This window comes from Pseudomonas indica NBRC 103045 (assembly GCF_002091635.1).
GTDB classification, from domain to species: Bacteria; Pseudomonadota; Gammaproteobacteria; order Pseudomonadales; family Pseudomonadaceae; genus Pseudomonas_M; species Pseudomonas_M indica.
The window spans coordinates 1-26,437 of sequence record NZ_BDAC01000035.1; the positions used below are offsets into that span (position 1 = coordinate 1).

Below are 26,437 nucleotides of genomic sequence, written 5' to 3' on the forward strand. Positions count from 1 at the left end.
CTGTCCGGCCTTGAGGTGGATTTCCTGGCCGACCTTGGTCAGTTGGGCGATGCCCACCTTGATGTGCTGGCTCTGGCCGAGGGTGAGGTGGTCGTCGGGTTTGACTTCCGCCTTGCGGTCGGCGAACACGGTGAGGTGTTCCTCGGCGCGGAACTCGCTGTAGCTGTTGGCCTCGACGGTGTCGTGACGTTCGTGGCCGACGCGGATGGTCTGGTCGTTCTCGATATTCTCGTCCCAGTCTTTCTGGGCATGGATGAAAATCTGCTCCTGGCCCTTCTTGTCCTCGATGCGCAGCTCGTTATAGCCCCCGCCACCGGGTGTGCTGAGGGTCTTGAAGACGGTGCGGGTCTTGTTCGCCGGCAGGTCGTAGGGAACCTGGTTTTCCTTGTGGTAGAGGCAGCCGGTGATCAAGGGCTGGTCCGGGTCGGCTTCGAGGAAGGTGACGAGCACTTCCATGCCGATGCGCGGGATGGCGACGCCGCCGTAGCGGTCACCGGCCCAACTGCTGGAGACGCGCAGCCAGCAACTGGTGTGTTCGTTGAGTTCGCCGTGGCGGTCCCAGTGGAACTGGACTTTCACGCGGCCGTATGGATCGCAGTGGATTTCTTCGCCGGGTGGGCCGGTGACCACGGCGGTCTGGCTGCCGAGAATCTGGGGCTTGGGGTGCTTCAGCGCCGGGCGGAAGTGGATGTCCCAGGGGGTGGCGGTGAAGTGGTTGCGGTAGCCTTGGGTGAAGTCTGCGCCGGGGGTTGGCCCTGTTCGGGTGGTTGAGTCCGCCCCCTCACCCCAGCCCTCTCCCCAGAGGGGCGAGGGAGCCGAACCGAGTGGGTTCGAGGACGTGATGCTCTCTTCCAGCACTTGCGGTTGTTTGCCGTGGTGGTGGACAGCGGTGAGCAGCCAGAGGTCGTTCCAGTCCCGGTGAGGGTGGTCGGAGATTTCCAGGAAGTGGCCGCTGACCAGTTTCGGCTGGTCGCTGTCGCCTTCGGCGAGCTGGTAGTCGGTGCGGTGGCGTTCGAGGGCGCGCTTGGCCAGGTGCTTGCCACGGGTGCGGTCGGTGAAGCGGCCGGGGTAGTCGTAGTCCTCGAGGTCGGGCTCGGGGTGGGCGTCGGCCTCGCGGGTTGGTTTGTAGGCGGCCTCCATCTGCACGTGGGGCTGCTCGAAATCGTAGTCGCGGCGGGTGACGCGGCTGGTCCGCGCTTCCACGCGCAGGCCGAAGCGCTTGATCACCGGCTCGTCGGCCACCAGGCCGCTGTCCTGGATGTAGGCGGTGGGCTGGCCGAGCTTGGGGAAGGCGGTCTGGTCGTCGCCGAAGACGAGGACGTGGCCTTCCGGCGAGTGCTCGAAGTGGTAGTGGATGCCTTCCTCTTCGCACAGGCGCTGGATGAAGTGCAGGTCGGTCTCGTCGTACTGCACGCAGTAGTCGCGTTGAGGGTAGACAGTCGGGCCGAGTTGGAAGCGGTAGGCGTTGCCCAGAATGCCGTGTTCCTGCAGGACGATGGCGACGATCTGCGGCACGGTGAGGTGCTGGAAGATGCGCTGGTCGGTGCAGTGGGCGAGGTAGGCCAGTTGCGGCACCAGGCGCAGGCGGTAGCGGGTCAGGCGCTTGCCGGATTCGCCCTGGGCGACGCGATGGATCAGCCCATGCACGCCGAGCCCGTCCGGGGTGAAGGCGAGGAAGGCGGGCCGATGCAGCAGGCTTTCCAGGTCGAGGTCGGGCTTTTCGCTGACCAGTTCGAGGTCGAAGCGGTAGGGCGTGCTGATGGCCTCTTTGCCCCGGAATTCGAGCACTTGCAGGTCGTGTTCGAGACCGTCGATGACGAGGCTGAAGTGGGTTTCGTTGGCGGGATTGAACATGGCGGTTTCCTTGTCCTCGTCTCATCCATTGGTACGCCGCAGCAACCGCTGCAGCAGCCCCGGTGCGGGGCGGCGGAAAGCGTCCAGCAGGCCGGCGGCGTCTATGTCGCGCCGTGCTTCGTCGAACGCCAGGGCGGTGCGCAGCGCCGGCCAGCAGTGCGCCGGCAGGTTCGCCGGGCGCTGCAGTTCGCGGTCCAGTTCCATCGCCTTGGCCTGCTTGGCGCTGAGGCGGCGGAACGGGTGGCTGCCGCTGCTCAGTTCGTAGATCACGCAGGCCAGTGCGTAGACGTCGGCGGCGGCGGTGAGCGGCGCGCCTTCCAGCAGTTCCAGGGCGGCATAGCGCGGCGTCCAGGCGGCGAAACGGCTGCGGCACAGGCGCGGCAGGCCGGGCAGCACGCCGTCGAGCGGCTGGCCGAGACCATAGTCGAACAGCCGCAGGCCGTCGTCGGCGAGCATCACATTGCTGGGTTTGAGATCGCCGTGCAGCACGCCGAGGCTGTGGGAGTAGGCCAGGGCCTCCAGCAGCGGGATGACGATCTCGCTCAGCGCCTGCCAGGGCAGGCCCCCGGGGCGCTCGCTGAGCAACTGGTCGAGGGTGGGGCCCTTGAGCAGTTCGAGGGTGATGAAGGCGCGCTGGCAGGCGGTGTCCACCTCGAAGCCGAACAGGCGCACCACGTGCCGGTGGCTGAGCCGTGCGGTGAGGGCGAATTCGCTGTAGAGCAGGGCGTTGGCGTCGGGGTATTCGGCGAAGTCTTCGCTGAGGGTTTTCAGCGCCACGTAGGGCTCCGGGTCGCCGAACTGCTCGCGCAGCAGGTCGCGCGCACGGTATACCGCGCCCATGCCGCCGACGCCGAGCAGGCGTTCGATTCGGTAGCGCCCGCCGAGCACCTCCGGCAGTTCGCCGGGGGCGGTGCGGGGCGTCTCTGGCTCCGCCCGTGCGACCGGTTTGTCGACGGCGCTGGCGGCGAAGGCGAAGTAGGTCAGGTCGGAGGCTTCCGCGGAAGCCAGCAAGGGATCGCTCATCCGGGTTCTCTCATCGGCGGATCACCACCGCGCTGAGGTTGTCGCGGGCCGGGCCGTCCAGCGCCAGGTCGAACAGGCGCTGCAACGCCATGCCGGTGGACGGCAGGTTGAGGGCGGCGCCGAGGGCGTCCGGCGACAGGCTCTGGTAGAGGCCATCGCTGCACAGCAGCAGGGTGTCGCCGGGGTAGGTGTCGAATTCGAGGATGTCCAGCACCAGGTGCTCGCTGGCGCCCACCGCGCGGGTCAGTGCGTGGGCGGCGGGATGGCGCGCCGCTTCTTCGGGGCTGAGCTGGTTCTCGTCGATCAACTGCTGGACCAGCGAGTGGTCGCGCGAGAGCTGGTAGAGCCGGCCGCGCCGCCAGAGATAGCAGCGGCTGTCGCCGGCCCAGATGCAGGCGGCGCGCTCGTTGTCCGTCAGCAGGGCGACCACGGTGCTGCCGATCACCGGGTCGGGGCGTTCGGCCGTCACCGTGAGTTCCTGGCCGAGCCGGCGGTTGAGGTGGTGCAGGCACTGGCGTACCCGCCCGACACGCTCTTCCAGCCCGCCTTCGGCCGGCAGCTCGGCGAGATTCTCGACGATCAGCCGGCTGGCCAGGGCGCCGTTCTGGTGACCGCCCATGCCGTCGGCGACCACCCACAGGCCCTGGTCGGGCAGGTCGAGGAAGGCGTCTTCGTTGCCCGCACGGACCTTGCCGATGTCCGTGCGTGCAGCGCTACGCCAAGGGCTGACACTGATCTCCATCAGAGCGTCGCCGGCAGTTTGAAGTCGCGCAGCAGGGCGATGTCGAACGGGTTCGGCGAGCGCTGGCTGTGCAGCAGGTAGTTGGCGCGCAGGCCGCCGAGGTCCGCTTTGAGAATCAGCACGTCGCGGCCGCTGTGGTAGTCCACCTGCATCAGGTCGAGCAGGCGGAACAGCGACCAGGGGCCGGTGTTCTTCTCGATGCCCACTTTGCGTCCGCCCAGTTCTTCCACCACCAGGCTGGTGCGTCCGTCGCTGCCTTCGGCGGGCCAACGGAACGCGGTCTGCACGATGGGGCCGTGGCGGTATTCCAGCTGCTGGTCGCCGAAGCGGAAGTCGGCGCGGCCGAGGCTGGAGTCCAGCGAGTAGGGTTCGAGCTTGAACAGCACCAGCGGCTCGTTCGGGTTCTCGGCGAAGAAGCTGCGGCGGATGGTTTGCGCGTGGCTCATCTGGGCGAGGAACTCGCGCGACAGCGGCAGGCCGCGGCCGTCGACCCGGCGCAACTGGTATTCGCCGGCGCTGCCGCTGACGAAGGGCTTCAGGTAGCGGTCGAAGAAGCTGTCGGCGACCCCCTGGGCCTTGAAGAACTCGCGGAAGTCGGCGATCGCCACGTCGCTCGCGCTGTGGGCGCTGAACGGATAGCGTTGGCGCAGGGAGCTTTTATAGAAGGCGTACAGCTCGCTCTGGTAGCGCTGGTTCAGGTAGTGGTAGGCGTCGTTGAGCACCAGCATCCAGCTGTCTTCGGCGAGCAGGCCGAGCCAGTTGCCGACCGGCTGCGGCAGGCGCGCGGCGCTGCTGCGCAACTGGTTGATGGCGTCGCGCTGGCCGCCCATGCGGGCCTTGGCCAGTTCGAAGGCGGCCTGGTCCGGCGCGCTGGCGTGGGCGAGGCCGGCCAGTTGCAGTTGCAGGGCGTCGAGGGCCTGCAGGGTCGGCGCCAGTTCGGCGGAGGCACCGCCGTTGTCGTCGAGCAGGCGGTGCAGCGGTTCGAAGCGACGCTCCAGGGTCTTGCGTGCGGTGTCGGGGACGTTCTTCGCCAGGGCGGCCTGGGCCTGTTCGGCGGCGGCGCTGGCCAGTTTGGCGGCCTTGCCGAGCTTGCCCTTGGCGCCTTCCAGCGCACCGGCGGCTTCGCCGGCGCTGCCCGCGGCTTCGGCCAGACCGGCGAAGCGGGTGTTGTCGCGGATTTCCACCAGCAGTTGCAGCAGCGGCGAGTTGGCCGCGGTCAGCCCGGTCAGTTGCAGGGCGCCCTGGGCCGCGTTGCCGATGGGCTCCAGCGCCAGTTGCGACAGGGCTTCGCCCCAGTAGTTGGCGTAGTCGCGGAAGTACAGCTGCTCCATCTCCACCATCAGGCGGCCGAGGTCATTGGCGCTGAGGCTGTCGCCTTCGCCCAGCACCCAGTTGTCGCGCAGGATCTCGCGCACCAGGTCGGCACCCTGGGCAACGTAGAATTTCTGGTAGCCGTTCTGGGTGTAGAAGCCGGGGATGGCGTAGTCGGCGCCGACGAACAGTGCGCCTTGCGGGCCAAGGCGCTGGCTCAGGCGGTAGTCCGGCAGGCTGCGGGCCTGGTCGCGGAGCATGCGGTAGACCACGTTGGCCAGCGATTCGCTGCGCAGCACCTGGCGCGCCTGGGCGACCAGCGGGGCGTTGAGCGGGTAGGGCGTGAAGGACTCGCCGAGCAGGCGGTCGAAGTGGCTGTTCAGGCCGTTCTGCGCCACCGCGTTGCCGGCATAGCGCAGGGACCAGTCGGCGGCCAGCCATTCCTTGAGGAAGCCCGCGTCGCGGCGCTCTTCCAGGTTCAGCATGAGGTAGGCGCGCAGACTGCCGAGCAGGCGCTCACGGTCGTTCAGGTTGGCGCGGATCTGCGCTTCGAGCTGCCGGCCGACGCGGGTCAGGAGCAGTTCTTCCAGTTGCCGGCGGTAAGCCTGGTGGACGGTCGGATCGACCTGCTCGCCCTGGTAGAAACCGCCGCGCTGCAAGTAGGAGACGTCGGCCTTGGGCGGGAAGACCTGGGTCGCGGCGTAGCTGTTGTCCAGGGCCTTGAGGGTTTGCAGGGCATCGTCCTGCGGGTCGATCGCCTGGCGCTCGCGGCCGAGCTTCTGGGCGATGTCGCGCAGTTGTTCGAGGCGGTCGTGGTTGGCCGAGAAGCCGTTGGCCCAGAACAGGCCGAACAGCACCAGGCAGGCGAAGGCACCGGCATAGAGGGCGCGCTGGCCCCAGTCGATGCGGCGGACTTCCTTCTGGTCCAGCCCGGCGAGGTCGGCCTCGGGGAAGATCACCCGGCTCAGCAGATGGTTGATGAAGCGGGCACGGCCGGCGCGCAGCATGGGCAGGGCCTTGGTGGCGAAACCGCCCAGGTTGTCGCCGAGGGCGGCGGTTTCCTCGTCGAGCGCCTTGGTGAGGTAGGGCGCGGTGGTCAGGTAGAAGCCGCGCAGCTGGCTTTCCTGCTGGTAGCGGTTGCCGGCGAAGGCCAGTTCGATGAACAGGCACAGGGATTCGCCGATCTTCCCGAGCTGGTGCGGGAAGTCGAGGATGCGGCCACGGCGCTGGGTGTCGCGCTCCTGGTGCATGCGCAGGATGACCTGGCTGTTCAGGCGGCGCAGCAGCTCTTCGAACTCCTGGCGCACCACGCCGGCGTCGGTGCCGTTCTGTTCCTTGCGGAAGCTGACGCCGAGCACCTGGTCGCTCTCCTCGCGGGAAAGCTGGTCGAAGAATTCGTCGAAGCCGAGCAACTGGTCGGCCTTGCTCATCACCAGGTAGACCGGCACGTCGGCGCCGAGGCGCTGGCGGATTTCCTGGAGGCGCTGGCGGACCTGGCGGGCCAGGGTTTCCTGTTCGGCTTCGGTACTGTGGCGCAGCGTGTCCACCGGGATGTTCACCAGCACGCCGTTGAGCGGACGGGTCCGGCGACGGCGCAGCAGGCCGAGCAGGGTGTCCCAGGCGCGGCCGTCGACCTGCGCGTCGGGTTGGGTCAGGTAGCGGCCGGCGGTATCGATCAGCACCGCGTGGTCGGCGAAGTACCAGTCGGCGTAGCGGGTGCCCGAGACGTCCTTGGTCAGGCGCTCGTTGGTACCGCGGTTGAGCGGGAAGTCCAGGCCGGAGAAATCCAGCAGGCTGGTCTTGCCGCTCTTCGCCGGGCCGATCACCAGGTACCAGGGCAGCTCGTTGCGCCAGCGTTCGCTGCGGCCACGGTAGAGGCTGGAACTGCGCAGAGTGACCAGAGCGTCCTTGAAGCGGCGGGTGAGGATGCTCTGTTCTTCAGTGATCAGACCCTCGCGGCGCAGGCGCTCCTGGGCCTCCTCGTCGCTGGCCTCGGCCTGCTTGCGGCGGGTGGCGCGCCAGCTGGTGAAGACGATGAACAGGCCCCAGGCCAGGCACAGCGCGGCGATGGTCAGCAGGCGGCTGGTCGGGGATTCCCAGAATTTGTAGTCGTTGACCGCGAACAGCGGGCCGACGAACCAGATCAGCAGCGACAGTACCAGCAGCAGGCACAGGCTCCAGACCCAGGTCTTGCGGAAAAAGGCGGCAAGCTTGCCGAAGAAATCCTTCATGGCGTTACGTCCTAGTTACGGCTGTTGCTCGACCTGGGTGGTCGGGTCGACGGGCTGGTACGGTTGCAGAACGGTGTCGCGCTGCTGGTCGAGGACCCAGGCGAAGCCGGCGTACATCACGCCCAGGCAGACCAGGGTGAACAGGGCGACCAGCCACCAGGGCACGATGCGCACCAGGCGCCGGCGGGTGTCCTTCAGGCCCTGCCAGTGCGGCGAGACCTCGCGCGGAACGTCGCCGCGCAACTGGCGGATCTGCCGGTAGAGACTGTCGCGCACCGCTTCCAGTTCGAGCATGCCGCGCGGCTGTACGCGGTACTTGCCCTCGAAGCCCAGGGACAGGCAGAGGTACATCAGCTCCAGCATCGGCAGGTGCTTGACCGGGTTGCGCGAGAGGCGTTCGAGCAACTGGAAGAACTTTTCGCCGCCGAAGGTTTCGTTGTGGAAGCTCGACAGCAGGCTCATCTGCGACCAGGCGCTCTCGTTGCCCCAGGGGGTGGTGACCACCGCTTCGTCGACCACGGTGCAGAGCACGTAGCGCGCGGCCATGACCTGACTGCTCTCGGCGCCGTCGTGCAGGGCGTGGTGCTCGAACAGCTTGATGGCGCTGCTCAGGCTCGCGTTGAGGGCGCGCAGATCCTCGGTCTCCTGGCTGTGCTTGAGCCGCACCACTTCCGACAGCAGCGGGGCGGCGGCGGCCACCAGCGGGTTGAGGCTGATGTTGAAGGTTTCCGCCGGGCGCAGGCGGGCGGCGTAGATCATGCGCTCTTCCAACTGCTCGAACTTCGGCGCGGCGGCGAAATCGGTCAGTGGGCTCTGCGCCGGAGCATCGCCCTTGCGGTTGAGGATGACCGTCTTGTCATCCTGGCCGTATTCCATTTCCTTGGTGGTCATAGTCAGTTCCTGATCGCCCAGAATTTCAGCTCAAGCCCGGTGAACTCGCCGGATACGTGGAAGGCGAAGCCGCCGGAGCGCTCCAACTGCGCCAGCTCCTCGGAGCTGAGCTCCAAGGCGAAGTAGGTCTTGCCGGAGTGGAACGGGATCTGCCGTGGCGCCACCGGCAACGGTTTCACCTTGATGCCCGGCAGGTGCAGGTTGACCAGTTGGCGGATGCGTTCCACCGGGCCGACCTTGAGGTGCGCCGGCAGGCGGTTGCGCAGTTCCTCGGAATCGCACTCGGCGCTGGCGGCGAGCACGAAGGAGGCCGAGCCGAGCAGCTTGTGGTCGTGCAGCGGAGAGACCTGGATGCCGTACTGGCGCTGTTGCAGGAGCAGCTCGATGGCGTGCTGTTCCAGCACCATCGACAGCACTTGGCGGATGGCGTCCATCAGCTTGCGGAACGACAGCCCCTGGTCGCTGTGCTGGTAGCGGCTGTCCAGGCGCGGACGCTTGGTCTCGCTGGAGAAGGTCGCCAGCTCGCCGAGCAGGCCGAGCAGTTCGCGGTAGATCTGCTCCGGGTGGACCCGCTCGACGCCCAGATAATGGCGCAGCACCGGTTCGTAGCGGTTGATCAGTTGCAGCATCATGAAGTCGCCGACCTCGGCGCCGCCCACCTTGCCGGTGGCGCGGATGCGCTCGGCGAGGATGTCGCCGCGGTGGCCGAGCATGCTGATCACTTCCTTCAGGCAGGACAGCAGGTAGCCGGAGGCCTGGAAGTCGATGAAGGTCGGGATGTAGTCCGGGTCGAGGGTGATCGCCTTGTCCGGCGTGGTGTCGAGGATGTCGCAGAGCTTGAGCTTCACGTAGGCGTGGTCGCTCTGCTGTTCGCCCAGCAGCAGGCGAAAGTCCAGGTGGCCGGTGCTCACCTGGCTGCTGCTGTTCTCGCCGGCGTTGGTATCGGCGACTTCCTCGTCGAAGGCGATGTAGCGCGCCAGCACGTCCTTCTGATCGGGGCGGCGGGCCTCGATGTGGTTGCCGGTGGCCAGCGGCAGCGCCAGGTAGACCGGCATGTTGCTGGTGTTCGGCGGCACGTCGATGGCGATCGCTTCGCGGTCGATCTCGAACAGGGTGCCGTCCGGCAGGATGCCGCTGGCCTGGTTGACCACCAGCTTGCCGGTGTTGAGGGACTGACGGTCGATCTCCAGGTCGAAGAAGCCCCAGGCGTAGAGTTCCAGCGTGCGGGTGCGGGTCTTGAGTTGGTAGTCGTAGTAGCGGTCGCTCTGCTGGAAGTGCTGCGGACGCAGCAGCATGCCTTCCTGCCAGATCACTTTTTGCATGGTCATGGCTTAGTCGTCCTTCTTGGCGAGCGGGTCGACGGCGTGGATGCCACGCTCGTCGAGGTTCAGTTCGGCACGGTTGAGCGCCTTGGCTTCGATCGGGATGACGAAGCGCCAGTTGGCTTCCGGCAGGTCGCGGTAGGCGGCCAGCACGCCGACGTAGCGACTGCCTTCCTGGGTGGTGAGCTTCAGTTCGCGCGTCTCACCGGGGCGCAGTTCGAGTTCTTCCTGGGTCACCAGGTCGGGCGACAGGGCTTCCTTCGGACGCTGGTAGAGCGAGAAGAAATCGGCGTTCTCGAAGGCCACCGGGTGCTTGAGTTCGATCAGCCGCACGACGATAGGCGAGGGCCGGCCGTTGAGGTCGGGGTTGAGCCGCTCGCTGCCGGCCAGTTGCAGGTCCAGCTTGGTGAGGTCCGAGTAGGGCGACAGCGCGGAGCAGCCGCCGAGGACGGACAGGGTGGCGAGCAGGGCCAGGGTGATGAGGCGGGACATGGCGATCATCCTTGGAGGTTCGTGTCGAGGGTGGCGATCAGGCGCACCTGTTCTTCGTAGGCCTGGGCGAAGTCGCGTGCGAACAGGCGCTCGCTCCAGTCGTCGTCGCGCTGCATGGCGTCGTGCAGACGGCGGTAGGCGCGCCAGCGACTGCCGGCGGTGGCGACCAGCGGCTTGCTCTCGCGCTCGAAGCGCAGGCTGAGCTGTTCCGGCGAGAGCTGTTCGAGCATCGCCTTGACTGCCGCGCGGCTGGCGGCGACCAGCGCCACCTGGTGCGCCTGCAGGTCGCGGAAGGCGCGGCCGATGGCCTGTTCGGCAGGTAGCTGGCCGGGCTTGCCGCCGCGCAGCAGCACGTTCAGCGTTTCGCGGGCGTCGCTGCTGTGCTTGAGCGGGTTGTTGCCGGCGCTCTGCACGGTGGTCAGGCCCAGGCGCATCTCGTTCTTCAGCTCGGCGCGGGTGCGCAGGCTCTGCTGCAGGTTGCCGACGCTCAGGCGCAGCAGCCGGGCGGCGTTCAGTGCCAGGGCTTCGCGGGCGTCGTCGTCGAGATCGTCGAGACGCACGCCGAGGGCCTCGCCGAAGCGTTCCCAGAAGCTTGGCGGCAGGCGTTCCGGTTCGGGCGCGGGCTTCGGCTGGGGCGCCGCTTCCGGCATCACCAGCTCCGGGACCGGCAGGCTTTCCATGTCGATGCGCGCGTAGTCGCGCTGCTGTGCCGGCTGCTGGCGCGGCGTGGTCAGGGCGATCAGTTCGTCCACCTCGGCGTAGACGCGCTCCTGCTGGTCGAGGGCGGTCAGCGGGTCGAGGTCGAGGAAGGCGTCGTCGGGGATGATGCTGCCGGCAGGCTGCGGACGGCCGATATCGCCTTCGAACGAGGCCGGGTCCTGGATCAGCCGTGCGCGAATCTCGAAGTCGCCCAGGCAATAGATGCCGCCGTGCTCGATGCGCTGCGGCCGGCCGCGTTGCAGGCTGGCGCCGCTGTCCTTGAGCTGGATGCCGTTGCTGCTGGTGTCGGTCAGGTAGAACGCGCCATCGCGGTAGCTGACCTGGGCGTGGTGCTTGGACACCACGTTCTTGCGATCGGGGATCACCCAGTCGCAATCCTCGGCACGGCCGATCACGCCGCCCGCCTGCTTGAAGGTTTTCGTCGTCAGCAGGCCGGGCACGAATTGCTGCGCGCCGACCATATCGAAGACCAGTTCCATGGTGTGTCGCTCCTCGCGTCAGTTGCCGCGGTTGACCGCTTGCGGATCGCCCAGCGGGCGGTATTCGTCGTCGTTGAACTTGTAGTTGCCGCTGCAACCGGCCAGGGACAGGGCCAGGATCAACAGGGCGGCGGGCCAGTGGCGGTACTGCATGTGGGGGCCTCCGTGGGTAGGGGATAAGGGGTTCATTCGGTTCGTCTCAGAGATCGGCCGGGCTGATGCGCAGGCGCTGCATGCGGTACAGCAGGGTGCGGCGCGGCAGGCCCAGTTCCTGGGCGGCGCTGGTCTGGTTGCCGCGGTTCTTGCGCAGGCAGTCCACCAGCAGGTTGCGTTCGACGCGCTCCAGGCGTTCGCGCAGGTTCAGGCTGCAATCCGTGGCGATCAGCTCCTGGCGCAGGCTGAAGTGTTCGGGCAGCAACTCGCCGCCCTCGCAGAGCAGCACGGCGCGTTCGACCAGGCCCTTGAGTTCGCGCACGTTGCCCGGGAAGGCGTAGCCGGCCAGATGCTCCAGCGCCGCGTCGGACCAACGGCAGAAGTCGCGCTGGAGGAAGGCGCAGGCCTTGTCGGCGAAATGGCGGGCAAGGTGGAGGATGTCTTCCTCGCGCTCGCGCAGCGGCGGCAGCTCGATGGGGAAGTGCGACAGGCGATAGAACAGGTCCTCGCGGAACTGGCCTTCCTCGGTCAGGGTGTGCAGGTCGCGGTGGGTGGCGGCGACGATGCGCACGTCCACCTTGTGCGTCTCGGAGGAGCCCAGCGGGCGTACCTCGCCTTCCTGCAGCACGCGCAGCAGCTTGGCCTGCAACGGCAGGGGCATGTCGCCGATCTCGTCGAGGAACAGGGTGCCGCCGTTGGCCGCGTCGAACAGGCCGGGACGGTCGCGGTCGGCGCCGGTGAAGGCGCCCTTGCGGTAGCCGAACAGCTCGCTCTCCAACAGGTGTTCCGGCAGCGACGCGCAGTTCTGCACGACGAAGGGCTTGCTTCGGCGCGGGCCGCAATCGTGGATGGCGCGGGCCACCAGTTCCTTGCCGGTGCCGGTCTCGCCGGTGAGCAGCACGTTGACCGGGCTGTGCAGGACCTTGCCGATCAACTGGTAGACGGCGCGCATGCTGGCGCTGTCGCCGATCAGGCCGTAGGCGTTGCCGCCGGGCTGCGCGGCCGGCTGGCTGGGCGCTTCGTCGCGCGGGGCGCGCAGGCGCAGCAGCAGGTGATGCTGGGCGACGACGAAGGCGCCGAGGCGGCCGAGCGAATCGGCGAACACGCCGAGGTCGCGGGAGGACTGGGCGGCGGCCAGCAGCAACCCGCTGACGTGGCCCTGCTCGTCGTGCAGCGGTATGCACAGCAGGCTGCGCCAGGGATATGCGGTTTCCGGAAGAAAGCCGGTCTCGTGCAGGCCGGGCTCCAGTTCCGCCAGGCTCAGTACTTGGTTCTGGCGCAGGCAGTACTGCAGCAGTTGCTCGCTGTCGTAGCCGTCGAAGTCGCTGGACAGGCTGGCCTCGCACGGTTGCAGGCGGCCGTCGTGCCACGCCGCGCTGAGCATCAGCCGTGTGTGGGTATCGTCCAGCAGGTAGAGCTGGCTCAGCTCGCAGCCGCACAGTTGCGCCGACGCTTCCACCAGGCGGCCGAGCAGGCTATCGGCATCCGCCGCCCGGGCCAGGCTGGCGAAGCATTCGAGCAGGGTCTCGGCGTAGCGCAGCGGCTGGGGAACCTGGGCGAACATCGGCGGGACCTTAAGCGAACTCACAGACCACCGAACCTTCGCCATCGAGGGTGGCGTGTACGCGCTGCAGGGATTCGCCGGCCGCCATGGCGTCGAGCAGGCGGTCCACCACCAGCGGTTGCAGGTGCTGGTCGATCAGGTGGTCGATCAGCCGCGCACCGCTGTCGGCGTGGGTGCAGCGTTCGGCGAGGTTGTCCACCAGGGCTTCGCAGTGGCTGAACTGCAACTGCCGGCGCTCCAGGCGTTCGCCGAAGCGGGCCAGCTTAAGCGCAACCAGCTCGCGCAGCACTTCGCCATCCACCGGGTAGTAAGGCACCACGCGCATGCGGCCGAGCAGCGCCGGCTTGAAGTGCTGGCTGAGCACCGGGCGAATCGCCAGTTCCAGGTCTTCCGCCGCCGGGCGCTGGCCGCCCTGGCAGAGGCTGGCGATGCGCTCGCTGGCCAGGTTGGAGGTCATCAGGATCAGGGTGTTGCGGAAGTTGATCTCGCGCCCCTCGCCGTCGTTGGCCACGCCCTTGTCGAAGATCTGGTAGAAGACGTTCATCACGTCCGGGTCGGCCTTCTCCACCTCGTCCAGCAGCACCACCGAGTAGGGCTTCTGCCGCACCGCCTCGGTGAGCATGCCGCCCTCGCCATAGCCGACGTAGCCCGGAGGCGCGCCGATCAGGCGGGAGACGGTGTGCTTCTCCTGGAACTCGGACATGTTGATGGTGGTGAGGAAGCGCTCGCCGCCGTACAGCAGGTCGGCCAGGGCCAGGGCGGTTTCGGTCTTGCCGACGCCGCTCGGGCCGACCAGCAGGAACACGCCGACCGGCGCATCCGGCTTGTTCAGCCCGGCGGCGGTGGCGCGCATGGCGCGGTCGAGGGCGGCGATGGCCTGCTCCTGGCCACGCACGCGCTGGCGCAGGTCGCTGGCGAAGGTGACGATCTTGCTGTTGTGCTCGCGGGCCAGTTGCGACAGCGGCACGCCGGTCCAGTGGCTGATCACTTCGGCGACCAGGCGCGGGCAGACTTCATGGCTGACCAGGCGCTCGCTGGCCTGGGCGGCGGCCAGTTCGGCCTGGGCTTCGCGCAGCTCGGCTTCCAGTTGCGCCAGGCTTGGTTGCGCCTCGCCCGCAGTGTTTTCTTCTTCCTGGGCTTCCACGGCCGGCACCTGGCGCACGGTGGCGCAGCGCTTGCGCAGGTCGAGCAGGCGCTCGGCCAGTTCGCGTTGCCGGTCCCAGCGGGTTTCCAGTTGTTCCAGCTCGGCGAGGGCCTCGGCGAGGCGGACTTCCAGGCGCGCCAGGGCTTCTTCGTCGATCTTCAGGCCGGCATCCAGGTCGCGGCGCACGGCTTCGCGCTGGCGCTCGCCCTCGGCGATCTCGCCGCGCAGGCGTTCCAGGGCTTCCGGCGCGGCGGCCAGGCTGATGCGCACGCGGGCGCAGGCGGTGTCGAGCACGTCCACCGCCTTGTCCGGCAACTGGCGGCCGGCGAGGTAGCGGGCGGACAGCTCGGCGGCAGCGACCACTGCGTCGTCGCGCAGGTAGATGCCGTGGCTCTTCTCGTAGACCGGCGCCAGGCCGCGCAGGATGGTGACCGCTTCGTCCACGGTCGGCTCGTGCAGTTGCACGGGCTGGAAGCGGCGGGCCAGGGCCGGGTCCTTCTCGAAGTACTTCTTGTATTCGCTCCAGGTGGTGGCGGCGATGGTGCGCAGCTCGCCCCGGGCCAGGGCAGGCTTGAGCAGATTGGCGGCGTCCGAACCGCCGGCCTGGCCACCGGCGCCTATCAGGGTATGGGCTTCGTCGATGAACAAAATGATCGGCTTCGGCGAGCCCTTCACCTCGTCGATCACGCCTTGCAGGCGCCGTTCGAACTCGCCCTTCACGCTGGCGCCGGCTTGCAGCAGGCCGAGGTCCAGGCAGAGCAGCTCGACGCCCTTGAGCACCTCCGGCACCTCGCCGGTGGCGATGCGCAGGGCGAGGCCCTCGACGATGGCGGTCTTGCCGACGCCGGCCTCGCCGACCACGATCGGGTTGTTTTTCCGCCGACGGGCGAGGATGTCGATCATCTGGCGGATCGCCGCGTCGCGGCAGAGCACCGGGTCCAGCTTGCCGTCGCGGGCCTGCTGGGTGAAGTTGTGGGTGAAGCGTGCCAGGTTGGATTCGCCGCCAGTGGCAGGCTTGCCGGTGGCCTGCTGCGGCTGCTGGGCCAGGGCGAACTCACGCAGGCGCTCGATGTCGATCCGCGCCAGCAGCGGCTGGTAGTGGCTGCCGGCGTAGCGCAGCGGGTTGCGCAGCAGGGCGAGGATCAGCGCGGCCTGGTCGATCTGGCTCTGGCCGAGTTCGAGGCTGGCCACCAGCAGGGCGTCCTGCAGCCATTGCACCAGTTCGGTGGAGAACACCGGGTTGCGCGATTCGCTGTGCTCGCCGCGCGGTTGCAGCGCCTTGGCCAGTTCGCCGGGCTCCACTTCGGCATCCTGCAAGGCACGGGTCAGCAGGCTTTCCGGGCGCTCCAACAGGCCGAGCAGCAGGTCCTCGACGAGAATCTTGCTGCCGCCGCGGATCACGCAGCGTTCGGCGGCCGCTTCCAGGTCGCGGCGGGTCTCGGCGTCCAGCGCCTGTACCAGTTGTTGCAAATCGACATTGATCATCGTTTTTCGGTCCTTGAATGGCCCAGGGTGACCAGGCCGTCGGCGCGTTCGCGACCGAGCCAGCTGGTCCAGCCGAGGCGGCAGGGGTTTTCTGCGCCGATGCGCTGGTCGCGGATTTCTTCCGGACGCAGCTCCAGGCGCAGGTCGTAGTCGAGCGGATCGCGCAGGGTGAAGCGCACCAGCGCGCAGAGCGGCTGGTAGCCCGTGCCGATCGGCAGGAATTCGTGGAAACGTTCCCAGCTGAGCTGGCGGATGTGGATGCGGAACTTGCCGCCGCGATCGCGGACCCGCTCGCCGAGCACCAGGCTTTCGCTGAGCTGGCTGTTGGCGCGGCCGAGGCGGTTGCGCTGCGCCGGGATGATTTCCACCCGGCGCTCAAGGCACTGCTCGATGTTCAGCTCGGCATGCTTGAAGTAGTAGCGCAGCACCGATTCGATCAGCGCCGCCGAGTGGGCGCGCAGGCTGAGCAGGCCGAGGTAGGGCAGCAGGCGCTTCCAGTTTAGCTCTTTCGTTTCGCGCAGCGTCTCGCCGCCAAGGCCGATCAGGGCGAACAGGTGCTCGGAGAACGGGTCCTCGGCGCCGCTGCGGAATTGCACGCGGTAACGGTACTTCTGCCAGATCGGCAGCATCAGGCGTTGCAGGCGGTTGTTGAAGAGGTCGAGGAAGTCGCGCGTCGGGTTGCCGCCTTCGGCGCTGTCGCCCAGGGCCTGTTCGCCGTAGAAGGCAGGCAGCGGCGAGCCGGCGCCGAACAGGCTCACCAGGTTGATACGCAGGCGCGCGCGGGTCTCGCCGTGCTCGGTGAAAAATTGCACGCGATCGATATCACTGCCGGGGAAGCCCAGGCTGGGGTTGGCCTGGAATTCGATGCGCTCGTACAGCGTCTCTTCGTCGGCCTTGTCGCGATTTTCCTGGCGCAGCCGATCCAGCACCAGCAGCACACCCTGGAACAGGTTGTACTCACGGATGCCTTGGCTGAGCCGGCTCAGAGCAGGGGCTGCATGCCCATGCGTGGCGTCCATTCGTATACCTCTCCTTGGGTGCTCTTCACGCGCAGCTCGTGGTAGGAGTTGAGGCTGGCGTAGAGGGCGAAGAATTCATTGAGTACCGAGGCGAAGACGAACACGTCGCCTTCGCCGATGTAGCCTTGCGGGTCGATTTCCAGCTCGGTGCGCACGCCGCGCACCGGCAGGCCGCGGTACAGTCGGTCGACGTGCTGGTGGCGGATGCTCATCAGCCCGTCGAGCTGCTTGCGGCTGACCCTGGCGGCCTTCTGGTCGTAGTAGCGCGGCAGGTCGTAGGTCTCGAGGATCACCTTGAGCGCCTCGACGTTGGCCAGCGACAGGTAGTTCAGCGACATGTTGCTGATCAGCTTCCAGAGGAAGTCGCGGTGCAGCGGCGGCGCGTAGCTCGGCGTCGCCGCGCAGATGTTGCGGAACTTGAGGAACTCCGGGGTGCCTTCGCTGGCTTCGCAGATCGCCCCTTCCTTCAACTGGCTCGGCAGGTTCTGGTTGGTGCAGGTCAGCTCGATGGACAGCGTCTCGTGCTGCTCCAGGTCGCGCAGGCCGAAGCTCAGGTAGGTCTCCAGGCCGTCGCCGAGCATGGACGGCTGCTGGCGCACGCTGTAATGCGGCCGCGCCACCGGGACGTCGAAGCTCTGGTCGTGCTCGAAGGATTCGAACGGTACGTATTCCTCGTAACCGGTGCCGCCGGGCTTCCAGCCGGTGACGCGATCCACCGAGAACACGCCGCAGTGACGCGAGTCGAATTCCGCCGGCAGCAGCAGGTACTGGTCCTGCTTGCCGTCCAGGCGGATCGGGATGGCGTCGTGGCTGAACAGGTTCGCCACCGGCGTGCAGTACAGGCGCACGTTGTCCCGCGTGGGGCGGATGCGCTGCGCGCCGGCCTTCTGGATATGGAAGCGCAACATCAGGCCCTGGGTCTTTTCGAGCAGCGCCTCGGGCAGCCGCCGGATCGCCTCCAACCCGCCCACGTCAACGAACAGGAACTTGTCCTGGAAGGCGTAGTACTCCTGCAGGAAGCGGTAGCCTCGGAAGGTGTTCAGCGGATACGGGATCAGCGCTTCGTCCTCGGCGAAACCCACCGGGCTCACCTTGTCGGCGCCGAGGGTCAGGTCGGCCTGGGCGTTGCCGTTGGCGTCCTTGCTCAGCGGCTGGCCCTCGGCATCCAGCAGCACCACTTCGATTCGGCCGAGGTAGCGCAGCAGGCTCAGGTAGAGCAGTTGGGCGATGTAACGCTCGCCGTGCAGATGCAGGCGCAACTGCTTCAGCCCCAGATCATTGATATGGCCCTTGGCGGTCATCGTCAGACGCAGGTCGAGCAGCGCGCCGTCGCCTTTCGCCGAGTAGTTCAGGCCGGTCAGATCCAGCGGCAGGACATCGGTGGGGTAGCAGGTACGGAAGCGGCACTTCACGCCCTGGATCGGCTCGGATTCCACCGGCGTACCCCGCGCCACTCGTAACGCTGGCCCCGGTCGCTGCAGCGGCTCGAACTGCAACATGCTGAACGACGGCAGCGGACGCATGTAGTTGGGGCACAGCAGGTGCATCAGCGAATGGGTCAGTTCGGGCAGCTCGTCGTCCAGCTTCTGCCGCAACCGGCCAGTGAGAAAGGCGAAACCCTCCAGCAGACGCTCCACATCCGGATCGCGCCCGCTCTGCCCGAGAAACGGCGCCAGCGCTGGACTACGCTCGGCAAAGCGCTTGCCGAGCTGGCGCAGGGCAGTCAGTTCGCTCTGGTAGTAGTGGTTGAAAGACATGTATCGATCCTTGATCAGTCGGCGCTGGTGGGGTGTTCAATCAAACATTCGGCCCATTCTTCGCTGGCCTTGTGATCTCTCAGGTAGCTCTTCCGGGTTTCGGAGTCGGCGTGGTCCCAGAAGGGGCTCCAGAACCAGTTCCACCAATATTCGAGACTGCCCTGTTTGCTCATGACCGCCTCGATGGGTTCCATTTTCGGGAAGGCGGTCCAGGGCGGGGGCGGCATCTTGAAAGAGGCATCCAGACCGTCGAGCAGTGCTTTGGAATTGGTGATCATTTCAATCACCCATCCATTGAATTCCTGGCGAATGCTTAGCTTCAAAGCCGTTCCATCGGAATTCCTTAGAGAAACTTCCTGCTCAGGGCTGATGGTCTTGAGATCGAAATGGGCTTCGACCAGCTCACGGAACTGTTCGAATTCGTTATCGGAAATCATCATGGTTGCGTGGTAGGCGAAAAGGCCCTTTCCCCCGAGGAAAATCTTCTTGGGATAAGGAGAAAAAGGCGCGCAATCACAGAGCATTGCCTGATCGGCACGCTCTTGTGAAAACAACAGAGCAGCATCACTCGTCACGTGCATTTCACGTGCTCCCGCGTCGCTGAATTTGCGATTAGGCTGTTGAGTTCAGACGCTATAAAAATCGCGGCGAAGGTCAGTAGCCCTCCCGCGGCGCAATAGAACGCTGCCCGCAATGGATGGTAGGGAAATAGAAACCAGGCAGTAGTCAGAACAAATGCCACACCCAGCGAAATCTTCACCGCTTTTAGCGGAATAATCGCAGCAAGAACATTGAATCCAATAAAAAGCAGAATCACCAAAAGGGTAACGGAGCCAGAGGCTATGCCTCTTGAGCCGAAATCGCCGATCCAGGCTTTATAGAGCCTGTGCGCGATATCGTTAAGTCCAATCAACAGGGTGAAGGCTGCGCTGTGTACGCATAGGTTTATAGCGCAGGCCCTTACTTTATTTTTCATCAGTGCCTTCCGATTGGCTCAAGTTAGGCGGGTGCCTGATTTAGGAAATAAGTTCCGATGGCATGCAGTACAGGCATGGCCATAAGCCCACAGAAAGCTAAGGCCCGGTATGTCCGATTCGATAGAATGGAAATCATTTGTTGTTGCTCATATGCGCCAACTGCCTTGACACATAGATGGCTACAAGTGACAAGCCACCGGAGAGGCCCGCAAAGAACAGCCCACGCAATGGATGCTCTGGAATCAGATAAATAAGCACTGCGGCGGCTAGCACGCAGGCGAGTACTGCCTTCGCTTTCATGCTGGATATCAGAGCGATCAAAATGTTCGTCAAGATAAAAACAATAAAAATGAGCTGAACGGCGAGGCCGAGTGCGGCTCCCCTGGCGAACGGGGCGCCAAATAAGGCCGTGTAAAAATGAAAGCCTAGGCTTGTCGCTACGGGAAACAGCAAACACGCCACGCCGTGGCAGATAAGTGCGATGATTCGTTGCCGACTCATTTCTTCCATTCCCCATATTGAATAAGGGAGCCGGCAGAAATAGGATTTTGCAAATACTGCAATGGTCCTGGTTGATACACCGTACTTGCACGTTCAATCATGCGGGCGGTATGCGGTGTCTGTAGTAGCTCCTTTTTAATGACCAGCTGAAAATTCTCGGAGGCCCAGAGTGCCCCTCGAAGCACCATGTAGTTATCGTATTCGTTGGTCGGATCGTTTTTCGGAGAGAATGGATTACCGTCGCCGTATTCCATGCCAATCCGTACTGTCTTGCTGATGGCTGCTGGTTTAGCTCGCAGTTCTTCGAGGTACTTTCTGAACGTGTCGACGGCGAAAGGAATTTGTCCGACCCCGTCGGTCCAATAAGGTAAGTTGTCGACCATAACCATCAGGAAGCCGGCGCCTCCTTCGGGGTTTGCCTTCCAGTCGCCAGGCATCCCCTTGGAAAAGCTCAATGACCACCGATCCACGATGGCGAAGTCGATAATCTGTTTCCAAGTGAAGTGCTTATATGCGGCGTAGGCTTCGGAGCCCGGCTTGGACGAATCCGGATGCAGCCAGATTCGCTCCCTATAGTTATCAGCCAGAGGTTCGAACCATTGGACCTTTTCCGAGTACAGCTTGTCGGCGGTAATGATGCGGAAAGTCTTTTCGCCCTGTTTAGGCCGGACGGCGAACAAAGGGAAACCGTTCTTGCGGGTAATCAGCCAGGCGTTGGGAACTTTGATCTTCGGCGCCTTCTTGTCCTCGCTCGGTGTGCTTTCGGACTGCACCTTGAGTTCGGTCTTGCCGTCTTTGGTCTCGAAGGTATAGGAGGCTCCGTCGATGGTGATGAGGGTTTCCATCAGTCTTCTCCGGAGATGTACAGCGTAAGGGCCTCTTGTTGGCCGCCGGTGGAAATATTGCCGGTCATGCCGCTGCCCGAAGTGGCGCCCTGCCTGACGATGCCGCTTTCTGAGACGATGCGATACGCAAGGTTCTTCAGGGGCTGGCCGTCCTCCGTTTCAAGGGAGAACAAACGGTCGAAACCGGCCGTCAAAGAGACCGGACTTGGCTCGGTAAACTCCGCCACCACCACACTCGTCCCAATCAACACCGTCCCCGACCCCGCGACCACGGTATTGCCGTGGCTGCCCACGGTGCCGATGGTGGTGGCGGGCATGCCGTTGATCAGCACGTTGGGGATCGTCGCGCTGGCCAGGGCGCTGCCGCAGGCGGTGGGGTCGCCCTGGCGGGCGGCGGGCTTGCCGTCGAAGAGAACGTTGGGCGAGCCGGCGACGATGGGGTTGGTGCCGTGGCCGGGGACCGGGCAGGCGGTGGGGTCTCCGAGACGGGCAGCGGGTTTTCCGGACATTGCGGCTCTCCTTAGTTCACCTTGACCTGTCCGCTGCCATCCAGGCGCGCGGAGAAGCTGACCTGGCGCTTGAAGCCGTCGACTTCCAGCAGGCCCTCGATGGAAAAGGCGAGGGTCAGCGGGTCGTGGTCGCGGGGCAGTGAAACCACCCGGACCTGGCTCAGGCGCGGTTCGTATTTTTCGATGAAGCCTTCGATGGCGCTGCGGGCCTGTTGCAAGGCGTCGTGCAGCGACAGGCGCATATCGTTCAGATCGGGCAACCCGTAGTCGGGCAGCGTTTGCACGCTGCCCGCACGGGTGCTGAGCATCTTGGCCAGATGGGCAGCCACCGACGCCATGACGGCGACCTCGCGGCTCCAGCCGGCGCGTTGGCCGGCTTCGCCACCGAGGCGTTCGAAGAGGCTGCCGTATCCGTTCATGGCTCAGCTCCTGCTCACTCTTTGTCCAGCTTGCCGACCAGCGACAGGGTGAAGTCCGCACCCATGTACTTGAAGTGCGGGCGTACGCTGAGGCTGACGCGGTACCAGCCCGGCTCGCCTTCCACGTCGCTGACGATCACCTGGGCGGCGCGCAGCGGGCGGCGGCTGCGGACTTCGGAGCTGGGGTTCTCCTGGTCGGCCACGTACTGGCGAATCCACTTGTTGAGTTCCAGCTCGAGGTCGGTGCGCTCTTTCCAGGCGCCGATCTGCTCGCGCTGCAGCACCTTCAGGTAGTGCGCCAGGCGGTTGACGATGAACAGGTAGGGCAGCTGGGTGCCGAGCTTGTAGTTCAGCTCCGCGGTCTTGCCTTCCTCGCTGATGCCGAAGAATTTCGGCTTCTGGGTGGAGTTGGCGGAGAAGAACGCGGCGTTGTCGCTGCCCTTGCGCATGGTCAGGGCGATGAAGCCTTCTTCGGCCAGCTCGTATTCGCGACGGTCGGAGACCAGCACTTCGGTCGGGATCTTGGTCTCGATCTCGCCCATGCTCTCGAAGTGGTGCAGCGGCAGGTCTTCCACCGCGCCACCGCTCTGCGGGCCGATGATGTTCGGGCACCAGCGGAACTTGGCGAAGCTGTCGGTCAGGCGGCTGGCGAAGGTGTAGGCGGTGTTGCCCCACAGGTAGTGCTCGTGGCTGTTGGCCACGTTTTCCTTGTAGACGAAGGTCTTCACCGGGTTGTCTTCCGGATCGTACGGGTTGCGCAGGAGGAAGCGCGGTACGGTCAGGCCGACGTAGCGGGCATCTTCCTGCTCGCGGAAGCTCTGCCACTTGGCGAATTGCGGGCCTTCGAAGTGGTCCTTGAGGTCCTTCAGGTCCGGCAGGCCGGTGAAGCTTTCCAGGCCGAAGAATTTCGGACCGGCGGCGGCGATGAACGGGGCGTGGGACATGCAGGCGACGCTGGCGACGTACTGCAGGGTCTTCACGTCCGGGGCGCTCGGATCGAAGAAGTAGTTGGCGATCAGGGCGCCGACCGGCTGGCCGCCGAACTGGCCGTACTCGGCGGTGTAGATGTGCTTGTAGAGGCCGGACTGGACGATTTCCGGGCTGTCCTCGAAGTCATCCAGCAGGTCCTGCTTGGAGGCGTTGAGGATTTCCAGCTTGATGTTCTCGCGGAAGTTGGTGCGGTCCACCAGCAGCTTCAGGCCGCGCCAGGAGGATTCCAGGGCCTGGAATTGCGGGTGGTGGAGAATCTCGTCCATCTGCCGGCTGAGCTTGGCGTCGATTTCCGCGATCATGCGGTCGACCATGGCCTTTTTCACCGGCTCGCCGTCGTTCTGCGGCTTGAGCAGTTCTTCGATGAAGGCGGAGACGCCGCGCTTGGCGATGTCGTAGGCCTCGTCGTCCGGGGTCAGTTTGGTCTCGGCGATGATGCGGTCGAGAATGCCGAGTTCGGCGGCGCTGCGGCCGCTTTCCACTGCTGCGCTAGTGCTCATGTGTTGGCTTCCTTGTTAACGGTTCAGGCGTCCAGCTTGTCTTTGGCGGCGAGGCCGAGTTCGCCGAGCACGCGATCGCGCGAGACGTCGTCGGCGAGCACGCTCTCGATCGCCTTGCGGAAGGCCGGGGCGTTGCCCAGCGGACCTTTCAGGGCGACCAGGGCGTCGCGCAGTTCCATCAGCTTCTTCAGCTCGGGGACCTGGTCGACCAGGTTGGCCGGGTTGAAGTCCTTCATGGAGTTGATTTCGAGCTGGACGGCCAGCTCGTCGTCGGTGGCTTCGTCCTGCAGGCGGTTGGGCACGGCGAAGGTCAGGTTCAGTTCCTGCTTGGCCAGGACCTCGTCGAAGTTGTTCTTGTCGATGCTGATCGGCTTGCGGTCTTCGATCTTGCGATCGTCGGCGCGCTGGGTGAAATCGCCGAGCACCATCAGTTTCAGGGGGAGTTCGATCTCTTCCTGAGCGTTACCGGTGGCCGGCTTGAAAGTGACGTTGATGCGTTCCTTGGGGGCAACCGAGCCTTCTTTGGCCATGGGTGTTCTCCTTTGCGTTTACGGCCCGGAGGCCTAATCGAGCACCACTTCGAGGTCGAGGTGGCACAGTCTTCGATAGATCTCTTCCTTGCGTTCACGCACCGCGTGGTTCTGCGGCAGCAGCTCACAGCAGCTGTGCAGGAGGCGCAGCACTTCCAGGGCGAGATCGGGTTCCCAGGCGCCGAGGCCGGAGGCTTCGAGCGTCTGATCGAGGGATTCGAGTTGGGTCTTGGCCAGTTCGTACTTCTTCGCCTGGTAGCAGAGGCGGGCCAGGGCGAGCTGCCAGAAGAAGCGCTCGCGGCCGCCGCGGGCCTGGGCCAGGCCCTGCTTGAGTTTCTGCACGGCGGGTTTGAGACCGTCCTTGCGCAACTGCGGCAGGACCTGTTGCAGCGCCTCTTCCCAGGCGGGCGCCGCGCCTTGTTCGGCGGGCGCGCTGTCGCGCACGGCTTCCGGCGCTTGCAGGTGGGGCATGACGTAGCCGCCGATCCAGGCGCGGGTCTCGGCATCGGCGAACGGTTGGCCGTCGTGGAAGCGCAGTTCTTCGAGACCGGGCACGCGCTCGAGGAACAGGCCGAGCTGGATTTCCACTTCGCGCATGGCCTGTTCGGCGTTCAGTTCCTGCAGGCATTCCCAGACCAGGCGCTGACCATCGAGCCAGAACGGCGCGCGGGCGATGCTGGCTTCCAGGTCCACCAGCAGGTCGGCGTACTGGCCTTGCTGGAAGCGTTCGCGGTAGCTGGCCAGCTTGTCCGCCGGCAGGTTGCGCAGGGCCGTGATCTGTTCGGCGTTGCGCTCCGGCAGGCTGTCGATCGGCAGCCACAGCAGAGTGCGCGACAGGCGCAGGGCGCGCAGGTCGCTGGCCTTCTGCTTGAGCCACCAGGCGCACAGCGGACGGGCTTGGTCCTGTAGTTGGCGCAGGCCCTTGTGGGCGTCCTTTTCATTGTCGATCGGCGTGTTGCTGGTGAGGATCTGGGTGGCGACCTGCTTGACCTGGGCGATGGCGGCGCCGACGGTGCCGGGCTCCGGCTGGCCCTGGCTGGCGCGGTTGACCATCTCGTCGACCCGCCGGCAGAGCGGCAGCAGCAAGGGAGCGTCTTCGCCCAGATGCCCGGAGAGGCAGGTTTCCAGGCCGCGCAGGTGCTCGCCCAAGGCGCGGAACAGTGGCAGTTGCTCGCTCACCGGCACGTGTTCGGCCAGGGCCTGTTCCAGGCGCGGCAGCAGCCAGTTGAACGCGGCGATGCGGGTGCGGGGCTTGCGGGGGTGAAGTTCGGCCCAGTGTTGGGCACAGAGGTGATGCAGCAGGGCCAGGCCGGCCTGCAGGCCGACGAAGGATTCGCGCTGGTGCAGGCTCCAGGTCAGCCAAGTGGCGGCACGCAGGTCTTTCGAATGCTGGCGGAGCAGCGTCTCGCTGCCTTCGCGGACCTTCTGCCAGTCGATGCCGCCGGTTTCGTGCAGCGACGAAGCCTTGCCCAGCTCCGTTTCGAGCAACTCGTATTCGGGGGAATAACGCACATCTTCGCCAGCGAAATTCCCCTCCGAAACAGGGGACTTTGCCAGTTCGAGATAATGTGCGGTGAGTTTGCTTGAATACGTCATTCCGTGACTCGAAAAAGTTAATTCGTCACTCTTCCTATGTTCCGTGTAATTGCCGATACATCGGCTGGAACGAGTGAACTGCGCAACTTTTTGCGCAACTGTTTTGTGCAACAAGTTGCGCATATCCCTTCTAGGGTGGGCATCCTAGCCACATGGCAACGTGCCGGCAAGCCGGAAAAATGTGATGTCGGTAACAATAAGCGGGTTGAGAAGACAATTCTCAGGTGCGGAAGTTCGCAATAAATGAAAGCAACTTTGGGCAAGCCAAAAAGAGCGGGTCTAGTTGTAGGAAATAAGCGATTGGCATGTAAGCAATGGCTTGCTAGCCAAGTGCCATTATCTGTGTCAAGTTTGAAATATATATAAAGAAAGTTGTGCGGACTATGTGGTTGAAAGGAGTGAAACCGGCCCGCTTCGCCAGGGCAGGCCGGTGAGAGGGATCAGTTCGCCAGGGCTTCGGACCAGAGACTGACGGTCAGGCTGTGGCGTTCGCCGGGTGCCAGGTGAACGGCGTCGTCCAGCAGGTTGGCCGTTTCGATGCAGAGCATCCGCTGCCAGGCATCGTCGGCGAACTGGGAAAGCCGCCGCGCCTTGTCGATCCACGGGTTCCACACCACCGCCGAATGCGAGCCGCTGGCTTCGAGCTGGATGCTGCGCTGCCAGCCCGGGTCGAGGATGGCGATCCGCGCCGGTGTGTCCAGATAGATGCGGTCGGTCTCGCCGGTGAAGCGCAGGTCGCTGTCCTGATGGCGTTCCTGCCAGTTCTCCAGGGTTTCGATATAGCGCTTGCCGGTCAGCCCCTCGACGCGCACCTGGTGGATGTCGCTGACCGCGAAGTAGCTGTGTAGCGCCTGGGTCAGGGACACCGGCATGTTGCCCTGGTTGTGGCTGGTCAGGGTGAGGGTCAGGTGTTCGTCGAGCTGGATGGCGAGCGTCAGGGCGACCGGGTGCGGCCAATCCGGCAGGCCGCCTTCCGGCTGGATGAAGGCGAACTCCAGGCGCACCGCGCCCTCTTCCGCATTGGCGCCGAGCAGCTCCCAGTCCAGCCCGCGGACTTCGCCGTGGGCCGGGGCCGGTTGCTCGCTGCGGCGCATCGCCTGGACGGCCAGGGGATTGCGCGCCAGGTCGCCGAACCAGGGCCAGCACACCGGGATGCCGCCGCGCACCGACTGGCCCTTCCTGAAGCCGGCCTGCTCACTGAGCCAGATCAACGGTGGCTGGCCATCGCGCTGATAGCTTAGGACCTGCGCACCCTGCTGGGCGACCAGCAGCTCGGCGGCGTCGGTGCGGACGCGCCAGCAGACCAGTTCGTCCATCTCGACCCGCTCGATCTGCGGGGTTTTGCGGGAGGGGTTCATGGCGGGACTCCTTGCTGGGTAATGA

General features: G+C 65.4%; 23 protein-coding genes. All 23 read right to left on the reverse strand.

Annotation, left to right across the window (positions count from 1 at the left end):
• A partial coding sequence (locus tag PIN01S_RS25100; protein WP_084339646.1) for a type VI secretion system Vgr family protein occupies positions 1-1,854 on the reverse strand: 1,854 nt, incomplete at its 3' end.
• Between the two features lie 21 nt (positions 1,855-1,875).
• Entirely contained in the window at positions 1,876-2,877 is a 1,002-nt protein-coding gene (locus tag PIN01S_RS25105; RefSeq protein WP_170837170.1) for a serine/threonine-protein kinase, read from the reverse strand.
• A gap of 10 nt (positions 2,878-2,887) precedes the next feature.
• A complete protein-coding gene (locus PIN01S_RS25110; protein ID WP_084339647.1) occupies positions 2,888-3,619 on the reverse strand; it encodes a PP2C family protein-serine/threonine phosphatase in 732 nt (243 codons plus the stop codon).
• Entirely contained in the window at positions 3,619-7,161 is a 3,543-nt protein-coding gene (tssM, locus tag PIN01S_RS25115) for a type VI secretion system membrane subunit TssM (protein WP_084339648.1), read from the reverse strand. Before tssM ends, PIN01S_RS25110 begins: the two co-directional genes overlap by 1 nt.
• A gap of 15 nt (positions 7,162-7,176) precedes the next feature.
• Entirely contained in the window at positions 7,177-8,052 is an 876-nt protein-coding gene (gene icmH / locus PIN01S_RS25120) for a type IVB secretion system protein IcmH/DotU (RefSeq protein ID WP_084339649.1), read from the reverse strand.
• A gap of 2 nt (positions 8,053-8,054) precedes the next feature.
• A complete protein-coding gene (gene tssK / locus PIN01S_RS25125) occupies positions 8,055-9,380 on the reverse strand; it encodes a type VI secretion system baseplate subunit TssK (protein ID WP_084339650.1) in 1,326 nt (441 codons plus the stop codon).
• A gap of 3 nt (positions 9,381-9,383) precedes the next feature.
• The gene (tssJ, locus tag PIN01S_RS25130) at positions 9,384-9,866 is read right to left on the reverse strand and encodes a type VI secretion system lipoprotein TssJ (RefSeq protein ID WP_084339684.1); all 483 of its coding nucleotides are present in this window, start codon (positions 9,864-9,866) and stop codon (positions 9,384-9,386) included.
• Positions 9,867-9,871: 5 nt separating this feature from the next.
• Positions 9,872-11,065 carry a type VI secretion system-associated FHA domain protein TagH gene (gene tagH / locus PIN01S_RS25135; RefSeq protein WP_084339651.1) on the reverse strand — a complete coding sequence of 398 codons (1,194 nt, stop codon included), beginning with the start codon at positions 11,063-11,065 and terminating at the stop codon, positions 9,872-9,874.
• An 18-nt stretch (positions 11,066-11,083) separates the two neighbouring features.
• On the reverse strand, positions 11,084-11,218 hold the full coding sequence (locus PIN01S_RS25140; protein WP_084339652.1) for a type VI secretion protein: 135 nt from the start codon (positions 11,216-11,218) through the stop codon (positions 11,084-11,086).
• Between the two features lie 46 nt (positions 11,219-11,264).
• Positions 11,265-12,782, reverse strand: a complete 1,518-nt coding sequence (locus PIN01S_RS25145) for a sigma-54 interaction domain-containing protein (RefSeq protein WP_084339653.1) — start codon at positions 12,780-12,782, stop codon at positions 11,265-11,267.
• A gap of 10 nt (positions 12,783-12,792) precedes the next feature.
• Positions 12,793-15,411 carry a type VI secretion system ATPase TssH gene (gene tssH / locus PIN01S_RS25150; RefSeq protein WP_084339654.1) on the reverse strand — a complete coding sequence of 873 codons (2,619 nt, stop codon included), beginning with the start codon at positions 15,409-15,411 and terminating at the stop codon, positions 12,793-12,795.
• Positions 15,408-16,430 (reverse strand): type VI secretion system baseplate subunit TssG, encoded by a 1,023-nt coding sequence (tssG, locus tag PIN01S_RS25155; RefSeq protein WP_084339655.1) that lies wholly within the window; start codon positions 16,428-16,430, stop codon positions 15,408-15,410. Before tssG ends, tssH begins: the two co-directional genes overlap by 4 nt.
• Complete coding sequence (tssF, locus tag PIN01S_RS25160; RefSeq protein WP_084339656.1) at positions 16,394-18,187, reverse strand: type VI secretion system baseplate subunit TssF; 1,794 nt, start codon at positions 18,185-18,187, stop codon at positions 16,394-16,396. Before tssF ends, tssG begins: the two co-directional genes overlap by 37 nt.
• Before the next feature lie 14 nt (positions 18,188-18,201).
• Complete coding sequence (locus PIN01S_RS25165; RefSeq protein ID WP_139198527.1) at positions 18,202-18,768, reverse strand: hypothetical protein; 567 nt, start codon at positions 18,766-18,768, stop codon at positions 18,202-18,204.
• Positions 18,759-19,163, reverse strand: a complete 405-nt coding sequence (locus PIN01S_RS25170) for a hypothetical protein (RefSeq protein WP_084339658.1) — start codon at positions 19,161-19,163, stop codon at positions 18,759-18,761. Before PIN01S_RS25170 ends, PIN01S_RS25165 begins: the two co-directional genes overlap by 10 nt.
• Before the next feature lie 133 nt (positions 19,164-19,296).
• On the reverse strand, positions 19,297-19,665 hold the full coding sequence (locus PIN01S_RS25175; RefSeq protein ID WP_084339659.1) for a hypothetical protein: 369 nt from the start codon (positions 19,663-19,665) through the stop codon (positions 19,297-19,299).
• Positions 19,662-20,510, reverse strand: a complete 849-nt coding sequence (locus tag PIN01S_RS25180; protein ID WP_084339660.1) for a hypothetical protein — start codon at positions 20,508-20,510, stop codon at positions 19,662-19,664. Before PIN01S_RS25180 ends, PIN01S_RS25175 begins: the two co-directional genes overlap by 4 nt.
• Positions 20,510-21,019, reverse strand: a complete 510-nt coding sequence (locus PIN01S_RS25185; protein ID WP_084339661.1) for a PAAR domain-containing protein — start codon at positions 21,017-21,019, stop codon at positions 20,510-20,512. The genes PIN01S_RS25180 and PIN01S_RS25185 overlap by 1 nt, the downstream gene beginning before the upstream one ends.
• 11 nt (positions 21,020-21,030) lie before the next feature.
• A complete protein-coding gene (gene tssE / locus PIN01S_RS25190; RefSeq protein WP_084339662.1) occupies positions 21,031-21,438 on the reverse strand; it encodes a type VI secretion system baseplate subunit TssE in 408 nt (135 codons plus the stop codon).
• Between the two features lie 14 nt (positions 21,439-21,452).
• A complete protein-coding gene (gene tssC, locus PIN01S_RS25195; RefSeq protein WP_084339663.1) occupies positions 21,453-22,928 on the reverse strand; it encodes a type VI secretion system contractile sheath large subunit in 1,476 nt (491 codons plus the stop codon).
• Between the two features lie 23 nt (positions 22,929-22,951).
• On the reverse strand, positions 22,952-23,458 hold the full coding sequence (gene tssB, locus PIN01S_RS25200) for a type VI secretion system contractile sheath small subunit (RefSeq protein ID WP_084339664.1): 507 nt from the start codon (positions 23,456-23,458) through the stop codon (positions 22,952-22,954).
• A 33-nt stretch (positions 23,459-23,491) separates the two neighbouring features.
• Positions 23,492-25,054, reverse strand: a complete 1,563-nt coding sequence (gene tssA, locus PIN01S_RS25205; protein ID WP_084339665.1) for a type VI secretion system protein TssA — start codon at positions 25,052-25,054, stop codon at positions 23,492-23,494.
• 440 nt (positions 25,055-25,494) lie between these two features.
• On the reverse strand, positions 25,495-26,412 hold the full coding sequence (locus PIN01S_RS25210) for a D-hexose-6-phosphate mutarotase (RefSeq protein ID WP_084339666.1): 918 nt from the start codon (positions 26,410-26,412) through the stop codon (positions 25,495-25,497).
• Positions 26,413-26,437 lie beyond the last annotated feature (25 nt).